This is a genomic window from uncultured Flavobacterium sp., assembly GCF_963975005.1.
GTDB lineage: Bacteria > Bacteroidota > Bacteroidia > Flavobacteriales > Flavobacteriaceae > Flavobacterium.
The window spans coordinates 1-9,737 of the sequence record NZ_CAXBFR010000110.1 but is presented as its reverse complement, the minus strand read 5'-3'; the positions used below and the strand labels follow the sequence as shown (position 1 = coordinate 9,737).

Annotated in this window: 10 protein-coding genes; 4 read left to right on the top strand and 6 right to left on the bottom strand. The window is 29.2% G+C overall.

Annotated features, from left to right (window positions below; all coding sequences use genetic code 11):
• The 3 genes from nusB to yajC all read left to right on the top strand — a co-directional run.
• On the top strand, positions 1–939 hold a 939-nt coding region (gene nusB / locus AACZ53_RS11755), incomplete at its 5' end, for a transcription antitermination factor NusB (RefSeq protein ID WP_339838658.1).
• 13 nt (positions 940–952) lie between these two features.
• Complete coding sequence (locus AACZ53_RS11750) at positions 953–1,426, top strand: DUF1573 domain-containing protein (protein WP_339838655.1); 474 nt, start codon at positions 953–955, stop codon at positions 1,424–1,426.
• A gap of 9 nt (positions 1,427–1,435) precedes the next feature.
• Positions 1,436–1,708 (top strand): preprotein translocase subunit YajC, encoded by a 273-nt coding sequence (gene yajC, locus AACZ53_RS11745; RefSeq protein ID WP_026715597.1) that lies wholly within the window; start codon positions 1,436–1,438, stop codon positions 1,706–1,708.
• Positions 1,709–2,166: 458 nt separating this feature from the next.
• Here yajC and AACZ53_RS11740 read toward each other — a convergent pair whose 3' ends face one another.
• From AACZ53_RS11740 to fumC, 5 genes are all read right to left on the bottom strand, one after another.
• Positions 2,167–2,331 (bottom strand): hypothetical protein, encoded by a 165-nt coding sequence (locus tag AACZ53_RS11740; protein ID WP_339838650.1) that lies wholly within the window; start codon positions 2,329–2,331, stop codon positions 2,167–2,169.
• 207 nt (positions 2,332–2,538) lie between these two features.
• Entirely contained in the window at positions 2,539–4,143 is a 1,605-nt protein-coding gene (locus AACZ53_RS11735; RefSeq protein ID WP_339838647.1) for an aryl-sulfate sulfotransferase, read from the bottom strand.
• Positions 4,144–4,347: 204 nt separating this feature from the next.
• Entirely contained in the window at positions 4,348–4,554 is a 207-nt protein-coding gene (locus AACZ53_RS11730) for a VF530 family protein (RefSeq protein WP_339838645.1), read from the bottom strand.
• Between the two features lie 75 nt (positions 4,555–4,629).
• Positions 4,630–5,868 (bottom strand): peptidase T, encoded by a 1,239-nt coding sequence (gene pepT, locus AACZ53_RS11725; protein WP_339838642.1) that lies wholly within the window; start codon positions 5,866–5,868, stop codon positions 4,630–4,632.
• 156 nt (positions 5,869–6,024) lie between these two features.
• Complete coding sequence (gene fumC, locus AACZ53_RS11720) at positions 6,025–7,422, bottom strand: class II fumarate hydratase (RefSeq protein ID WP_339838639.1); 1,398 nt, start codon at positions 7,420–7,422, stop codon at positions 6,025–6,027.
• 173 nt (positions 7,423–7,595) lie between these two features.
• Between fumC and AACZ53_RS11715 the strand changes: the two genes are divergently transcribed.
• A complete protein-coding gene (locus AACZ53_RS11715) occupies positions 7,596–7,769 on the top strand; it encodes a hypothetical protein (RefSeq protein ID WP_339838636.1) in 174 nt (57 codons plus the stop codon).
• A 55-nt stretch (positions 7,770–7,824) separates the two neighbouring features.
• On the opposite strand, the gene AACZ53_RS11710 is transcribed toward AACZ53_RS11715, so the two are convergent.
• A partial coding sequence (locus AACZ53_RS11710; RefSeq protein ID WP_339838633.1) for an outer membrane beta-barrel family protein occupies positions 7,825–9,737 on the bottom strand: 1,913 nt, incomplete at its 5' end.

Below are 9,737 nucleotides of genomic sequence, written 5' to 3'. Positions count from 1 at the left end.
TTGAATAGAAGACATATTCGTGTTAAAGTAATGCAAAGTATTTATGCCGTTCACCAGCATAAATCAGACGATTTAAACAGAGAAGAAAAATTTTTGTTTTATAGTATTGAAGCTATTCAAGAATTATATCTTTTGCTTTTTTCAGCTCTTATTGAGTTAAAAAACAAAGAAGAAAACTATCTTAATTTAGCGTCCAAAAAGCATTTAGCTTCTGCAGAAGAAAAAAATCCAAACAGAAAGTTTGTACAAAATGAAGTGCTAAACTTATTAGAAAATCAATCTAGTTTATCTGTAGCAATCGAAACTAAAAAAATTAATCATTGGAAATTAAATGATGATTTAATTTTACAGTTATTAGAAGATATTAAAAAATCTGATATTTACATTACATATATGACAACTGAAGTTTCATCTTTTCAAGAAGATGCTAAATTTGTTGTAGATTTATTTGTAAAAGTTCTTGCTCCAAATGATAGGTTATATGATTATCTAGAAGACAATAAATTAACTTGGATTGATGATTATGCTTTAGTGAATACTTATATTAGCAAGCAGTTAAAGCAATTAAAAAATCCATCTAGTATAATTGATATTCCTAGAGTATATAAAGATGAAGATGATAAGGATTTTGCCAAGCAACTTTTTATTAAAACACTTTTAAACGAAAGCGAATTAGCCAAAGAATATGTAAATAAAACACCAAATTGGGATTCTGAACGAATTGCAGAAATAGATACTATTTTATTAAAAATGGCTATTTGTGAAATATTAAAATTCCCTTCAATTCCAGTTAAAGTTACCATCAATGAATATTTAGAAATTGCTAAAGAATATTCTACACCAAAAAGTAGTATTTTTATAAACGGAATTTTAGATAATTTGATAAAAGATTATAAAGAAGAAAATAAACTGAATAAATCAGGAAGAGGTTTAATGTAAATTATAAACAATTATGAAAATAAAATTAATACCAGTATTTGCTATTGCTACTTTTTTTTTAGTAGCGTCATGTAAAGACAATGCTTCATCAAAAATTACTGAAGCTGATATGAAAGTTGCCAACGAAGTTTCTGCAACTTCTGGAAAATTACCTGTTTTAGAATTTGACAAAACAGAACATGATTTCGGAAATATTAATGAAGGAGACAAAGTTACAACAGAATTTATTTTAAAAAATACAGGTGATGCAGATTTAGTTATTGTAAGCGCTGTAGGAAGTTGTGGTTGTACAGTTCCTGAACCTCCAAAAGATCCAATTAAACCAGGAGATTCAGCTCCAATTAAAGTTACTTTCGATTCTAATGGAAAACCAGGTCAACAAGAAAAAACTGTTACTATTACATCAAATACAGCTGTTGGTAAAGAAACTTGTAAAATAAAAGCAAACGTAAAACCAAACCCTAACAAACCTGTTTTAAAACACTAAATAAAAATTATGGATTCAAGTTTAATAATACAAATCGTTTTAATGATTGCTGTTTTTTATTTTTTATTGATTATGCCTCAGCAAAAAAGAGCTAAAAAAGAAAAGGCTTTTGAACAAGGTATAAAAGTAGGAGATAAGGTTATAACTAAATCAGGAATTCACGGTAAAATTGCAGAATTAGCTGCAGATTCAGTTGTAATTGAAACTATGGCAGGAAAAATAAAAATGGAAAGAAATTCAATTTCAATGGAAATGAGTTCTAAAATGAATGCACAGAAATAAAATTATTTTCTATATTTATCATTTAAACCGATGTTCGAAAGAATCATCGGTTTTATTTTTTCTAACCGATTTGCCTTAGTCTTTTCATATTTTGCCTCATTAATATGTTCCTTAAATTCAATTTGTGATGTTGAAGAATCTAATTCTAAATTATCCGTTTTTAAATTATAAAAAAAGGCAATAGAATCAGAATTAAAACTTTCTGTTGATGCAACTGGAGCTGTTACTTCTACACTAAAAATAAATAATGGTGCAGCATTTCCAGATTTGTTTGCATGAATGGTGACTCTATAATTTCCAGAAGTTGCTGGAGTAAAAGGTGATCCTGTGTTGTATGCTAATGTTAATAAATCACTTCCATCATTTGCTTGATAAACACTATTTTGAGTGATGCTATTAAAATTTCCTAAACTTATTTGAGTTGATGCTTTTGAACTTGCAGTATCTACTAAGTAAAGTTAAAAGGCTTGATCAGCAGTTACACCTCCAACATTATATGAATTGAATTTTACATTGATAATGTAATTTATTCTAGAGGTAAATGATAGTAATGGTGAAAATAACCAATAATCTTTATCTGGTTGATTCACACTTGTTACAAAAACAATTGCAAAATTATCCACTGTCCCTTCTTGGTTAATAACGGTTGAACTATTTGTAGACCAAATAGAAATAACTCAGTCCGTATTATCAGAAACCAAGAATTAGGAAATACAGTTCCATTTTGAAAATTTTCCGAAAAAGGAATTGATAATGACGTAGTAGATTGAGAGTCCCATTGAAGGAAAAAACAGAAGTAAAAGTAGTTGTGTCGTTTTTTTATGTTTTATTTAATTTATAATTATTTTTAGTCTTTGTACTTTATTTTCTTTTTCAAGTTGCACATGATATAAAGCCGGTAATAAGTCAATTTTAAAACTTGTTCCATAAAAAGATTTTAATTGAAAAACTTTTCTACCACCAGAATCAAATATTGTAATTTTATAATTATTTAAAATTTTATTAAACTGAATATTGTTTTTTATAGGGTTCAAAATCGTTATTGAATTATTAATAAAAACATCAGAATTCAAAGTAGTACAAGTATTTGAAACTGTATTTGAATTTTCAATAATTCCATTCGAATTTAAAACTAAATTATTAAATCCAACATAAGTTGAAGGATATTTATCGGCTCTAAAAATTCCATTTAAGTTTGAAGGAATAGTGCTATTTTGTGCATAAATAGTATAATTTGAATTTACAATTGGCCCTGTAGGGTTTTTATAAGACCACAAATGTGTCCCTGTTTTTGTTATCTCAGAAATTCTACCCAATGATGTTTCACAAATGAATAGATTTCCATTTGGCAAACTTTGTACTCCTGATTGTTTTCCTTCATTAATAACCGTTCCAAGAATACTTCCGTTCCAAGAAAATTCAAAGTTTTGAGGATTAAAAAGAGAGTTCGTTTTGGTATAAATTCCATTTACAATTTCAGGTGAAATAATATGTATCGAACTGAAAGTTCCACTTCCGTCACCTTCATTATTAAAGACTGTTATTTTTCCAGCATCTAGATAACCAGTTTCTATCCATTTGCAATCATGTTGAAGAAAAAGTTTTTGATTGGTTATTGTTCCTTGTTTGTAGACTTGAGAATTTCCCCATCGCCATAAAAAATCGCCACCTTTATTAGAGTTTCCACCAGTATTGCTTGCTGCTTGTAAGGTAGTTGTGCTATGATCTATAATATAAACTTCACTTAAATGACGTGCAGAAATCATTATTTGATCTAAACTAGCATTATAATCAATAGCATTTAGGTGAGTGTAATCAAAGTCTTGACCATTTGTAAAATTTAGATCTAATAATTCTGGATGGTTTTGAACAATGCCATAATTTTGTTTAGTTGCATCAAAATCTTGAATAAAATGATTTATAAACTTCCATTCCCAAACAATGTTTGCATTATTTATTCCAATTGGCTGAAGTTCAATTATTTTATCAATTTTGAAAGTTGTGTCAGTTATAGCTGGATTTCTACCTTCAGATGTAATATTTGCTAAAGTATATATATCGCTTACAATACAAAGTATGTTTCCATTAGGAAGGGGTTCAATATCATGATGTTGAGCTATTCCATTAGCTGTAGTAGGATATGACCATACAATATTATTATTCCAATCTCTAATTTCTAAATTATCTTTTCCAGCTCTTAATAGATTGCTATTTGGAAGTAAATAACAAGTTGCCCCAGGAGATTCTGTAAAGGTCCATTGATGAATTTTTTGGCCACAATTATCCATTAAAAAAACTTCATTATTTCTTTGAGGTGTGAATAAAGTATAGCCTTCAGAAGCATTTATATCATTAAACAACAAACCTACTGACGTTTGTGAAAAACTAGTGACATAAGTAAAAATAAAGACGAAATAGAGGATTTTTATTTTCATTTATGTAAATTTTATTTTAAGTTAATGACCTTCATTTGCTAAAATACAAATAGTATTTAATTTTATGACAAGCTATTTTTTTTCTTAACATTATAATTATTAATTATTACTTCTACGATTAAAATTATAAAAAAAGTGTAAATAAAATCAATTCTTCACACTTTTTTATACCAAATCATTTTAAAATCAAAAACACAATTATTTTTATTTTATTGATTTCAAATACAATTGTTCTACTTTTTCTCTAGCCCAGGGAGTTTTTCTTAAGAAAGTCAAACTCGATTTTATAGTTGGATTAGTAGTAAAACATTTAATGTTTATTTTTTCTCCTAAAATTTCAAAACCATAGTCAGCGACTAATTTTTCTAAAATAGCGACTAATTTTATTCCGTGTAATGGATCTTTGTTCATTTTTTAGGATGTTCAGATATTCAGAAATTGGATTTTCAGATAACTGAGTATCTGAAAATCCGAATATCTAGAAATCTATTTTTTAGCTGTTAATTCAACTATTTTTACAATTACTTCAGTTGCTTTTACCATACTTTCTACAGGAACATATTCATATTTTCCGTGAAAATTATGCCCTCCAGCAAAAATATTTGGACAAGGTAAACCTTTGTAAGATAGTTGAGAACCATCAGTTCCACCACGAATTGGTTTGATTAATGGTTCAATACCTAGTTCTTTCATAGCTTTTTCAGCAATTTCAACAATATGAAAAACAGGAGTAACCTTTTCTTTCATGTTATAATATTGGTCTTTTATTTCTGCTTCACATATATTTTCGCCAAACTGTTTATGGTAAGCTGCATTAAATTCATCAGCAATAGAATAGATCAACTTTTTACGAGCTTCAAATTTATCTTTGTCGTGATCACGAATAATTAATTCAACGGTTGATTCTTCAATTGAACCATTTAAATGATGCACGTGGAAAAACCCTTCATAATCTGTTGTTTTTTCAGGAACTTCATTAACAGGTAATTTTGCAATAAACTGACTTGCCAATAACATTGAATTAATCATTTTTCCCTTAGCGTAACCAGGATGAACACTTTTTCCTTTGAACGTAACTTTAGCTCCTGCGGCATTAAAATTTTCGTATTCTAATTCACCAATCTGACTTCCATCCATTGTGTAAGCCCATTCAGCGCCAAATTTTGCTACATCAAATTTATGTGCACCACGACCAATTTCTTCATCTGGAGTAAATCCAACACGAACTTTTCCGTGTTTAATTTCTGGATGATTGATTAAATGCTCCATGGCTGTCATGATTTCTGTAATTCCAGCTTTGTCATCTGCACCCAATAGAGTAGTACCATCAGTTGTAATAAGGGTTTGTCCTTTGTAAAGTAGCAAATCTTCAAAATAATTTGGTGATAAAACTATGTTTTGTTCAGCATTCAGAATAATATCTTTTCCATCATAATTCTCAATTATTTGCGGATTTACATTTGCTCCAGTAAAATCTGGTGTTGTATCAAAATGAGAAACAAAACCAATTGTTGGAACATCATGTTCCACATTACCAGGTAAAGTTGCCATGATGTATGCATTCTCATCAATGGTAACATCTTGCATTCCCATTGCGTTTAATTCGTCTACCAATTTGTTGGCTAAATCCCATTGTTTAGCTGTACTTGGAGTTGTATCTGAATTGGGATCAGATTCTGTATCAATAGTCACGTAACTTATAAAACGATTTATTATTTTTTGCATTTTTATTTATTTAAAACCATTAAGAAATTAAGGTTCATTAAGATAATATTTTTACACAGATTAGTACTAATTATCACAGATTATTTAGTTTTTAAATTTTACTATTTTATTTTTACTAAAAAATGTAACTGAACACTAGAAACTGAACACTGTCAACTATTTTAAAGAGCCAACCATGTCTTCTGGTTTAACCCAAGCATCAAAATCTTCTTCAGTCACATAACCTAAACGAACAGCTTCAATTTTTAGAGTTGTTCCGTTTTTGTGCGATGTTTGAGCGATTTCAGCTGATTTGTAATATCCTATTTTAGTATTTAATGCAGTAACTAGCATTAAAGAGTTATCAACTAATTCTTTAATTCTTGAGTAATTAGGAACAATTCCAGAAGCACAATGTTCATCAAATGACATACATGCATCACCAATTAATCTAGCTGATTGTAAGAAATTAGCAGCCATCATTGGTTTAAATACGTTTAATTCATAATGACCTTGTGTTCCTCCAATCGTGATGGCAACATCATTACCCATAACTTGAGCACAAACCATTGTTAAAGCTTCAGATTGTGTTGGATTTACTTTTCCTGGCATAATTGAAGAACCTGGTTCGTTTTCTGGAATAATAATTTCTCCAATTCCCGAACGAGGTCCAGAAGCCATCATTCTTATGTCATTAGCAATTTTATTTAAAGAAACAGCTAATTGTTTTAATGCACCGTGAGATTCAACAATTGCATCGTGAGCTGCTAAAGCTTCAAATTTATTTTCTGCGGTTATGAAAGGCATTCCTGTAAATTTGGCAATATATTCTGCTACTTTTACATCATAACCTGCTGGAGTATTTAATCCAGTTCCAACAGCTGTTCCACCTAAAGCTACTTCAGATAAATGCGCTAAAGTATTTTTAACAGCTTTTAAACCATAGTTCAATTGCGCTACATAACCAGAAAGTTCTTGTCCAAGTGTAAGTGGAGTAGCATCCATAAGGTGTGTACGTCCAATTTTTACAACATTCATATATTCTTTTGACTTTGCAGCCAAAGTATCTCTTAATTTTTCTACTCCAGGAATAGTTACTTCAACGACTGCTTTATAAGCTGCAATGTGCATTCCTGTTGGATAAGTATCGTTTGAAGATTGTGATTTGTTTACATCGTCATTTGCTTTAACCACTGGTTCACCTTCACCAATCTTGAATCCAGCTAAAACTTGAGCACGGTTAGCTACAACTTCATTTACATTCATGTTGCTTTGTGTACCTGAACCGGTTTGCCAAATTACTAATGGAAATTGATCTTCTAATTTTCCGGCTAAAATTTCTTCACAAACTTGTGCTATAGCATCTCTTTTTTCTGTTGAAAGAACACCTAAATCGCAATTAGCATAAGCTGCTGCTTTTTTAAGGTAAGCAAATCCCATGATTACTTCTTTTGGCATTGAAGCAGAAGGTCCTATTTTGAAATTATTTCTTGAACGTTCTGTTTGAGCTCCCCAATATTTATCTGCAGGAACTTTAACTTCACCCATGGTGTCTTTTTCTATTCTGTATTCCATTTTTATATTTATTATTTTGTTTTTTTAGTTTCAGTTGTCTCAAAGTTTAAACTTCGAATGAAGTTCCCAAAATTAATCATTCTAAAACCTTTTTAAAAATAAATTGAAGTATTTATTGCTAAAAAATATAATTGCTTTATATTTGTAGAGAATTCATTAAAATTCCGGAAAACATGTTTGAATTTGATCAGTATTTAGGCTTTTTATTATTCTTAACCATCTTAACGATTGGTTTCTGGGTTATGTTTTTTTTAGTTGCTTTCGTGCCTTATTGGTTAGGAGGAGCTATTATGGAACTAATCAAAGAAAAGAGAAATAAGAACAAAGATGAAAAAGACGAAAAGTAATTTTTGTTTTTAATCAAAAAAAAAGCTCTTTAGTACTAAAGAGCTTTTTTTATGTTTATGGTTTTCCCATCATGTCATCACCACCTTCATTGCCTCGTTGATTTTCACGTTCTTTTTTCTTGTTGAATCTATAAGTGAAGGCTAAAGTTATTTGTCTTTGTCTCCATTGAAAAGTTGAATAAGATGAAACATTATCCAAATCTACTACATTTCTTCTTTTTCTTGAATTAAATAAATCACTTACATTTAAAGCAAGTGAACCTTTGTCTTTTAAAATATCTTTACTAAACGAAAGGTTGACAGTTGTCATATCTAATCTTTTACCTTGTGCATTCTTTTGTGCTGCATTAAAAGTAGCATTTGTTTGCCAATCTATTTTATAAGGTAAAGTTACTCTTGATGTTATTCTAGTAAACCAAGTTGAAGCAACATTATCAAAGTTTTGAACTACATCAATTCCTTGAAAGTTTGTGTATTTATAATCTCCCTTATTTTCAACTCTATAAAAATTGAAATTTCCGTTTAAACGCCACCATTTGTATGGAGTATAATTGGCATTCATTTCAAACCCTGTTCTATATTCTTTAGCTAAATTAATTGGAGTACTTATAATAACTGGAGTTCTTGTATCTGGCTCACCAACTGGAGTAATTACACCAGTAATTGGATCAACAATATCTTGACCATCATTAATAGAAGTTACAAATTCACCAGATTCTTTTCTGATAAATTCAAATGTATTATCGGTAACGTTAAAGTATATAGAAGTGTTAAAAGTAAGTCTATCCCATTTTTTTAAATAACCTAAATCTATTACATTAGTATAAGAAGGGTCTAAATCTGGATTACCTTGAAAAATATTAATATTACTAGAAAAACTTGAAAAAGGATTTAAGAACCTTCCTCTAGGTCTATTAATTCTTTTACTGTAACTTAAAGTTATGTTACTATCATCATTTATTTCATAATTTAAAGTAGCAGAAGGAAAGAAGTTATTGTATTTTTTTGTGTTGTAATCATTGACTGTAATTGAATTTACTTCAATATTACTATCTTCCCATCGTAGTCCAAAAAAGTATGAGAATTTATTAAATTTAGAACCATATTGAGCATAAAAAGCATTTACATGTTCCTTATATTCTAATAAGTTTGTAAAAATAGAATTTTCATTAACTCTAAAATCGGTTAAGTTATTTTGAAAATTACCTCGATAACCAGCTTCGAATCTTGAATCTTTTCCAATTGGTAAAACATAATCAGCTTGTAATAAGTTTCTTAATTGCGATTGGTTATTAAGTGTAACATCTGTAAAAAGAGTTGATGGATCACCAATAATTTGGTCATAAATTATTGAGTTTTCATTATCTTGATTTTTAGAAAAAGCAACATTTGCAGTTAATTTATGATCTTCTTCTTTAAATTGTTTAGTAAATATTGAAGAATATTCAATACTATATTCTTTACTCAATTGATCATTTAAACGATTTCTAACGAAAGTCGGATTAAAATCTGCATCATAATAATTAAAAAAAACATCATCTGGATTAGAACCTGATTCTTTAGAAAAAGTTAAAGCATGTGTCCAAGAAGCAGTTTTAGTTAAAAATAAATCAATTCCATAATTTGCATTGAATGTTCTATTTAAACGTTGATTAGTTCTTTTTTCATATATGAAGCTATTGGTTGTTCCATCATTATTAAAATATTGGGCATCGGTTGAAGAGTTTCCTGGAGCATCTCTATAGTTATATCCAAAATTTGAAAACAAATTAAAGGATTCACTTCTAAAATTAATATTTGATGACAAGCCATAAGCAGTAGGATCACCCACAGAAGCTATAACAGAACCATTTATTCCTTGTGCTTTTCCTTTTCTTAAAACTATATTTATAATTCCACCACCACCTTCAGCATCATAACGTGCAGAAGGGTTAGTAATTACTTCGACTTTTTCAACTGAATCTGCTG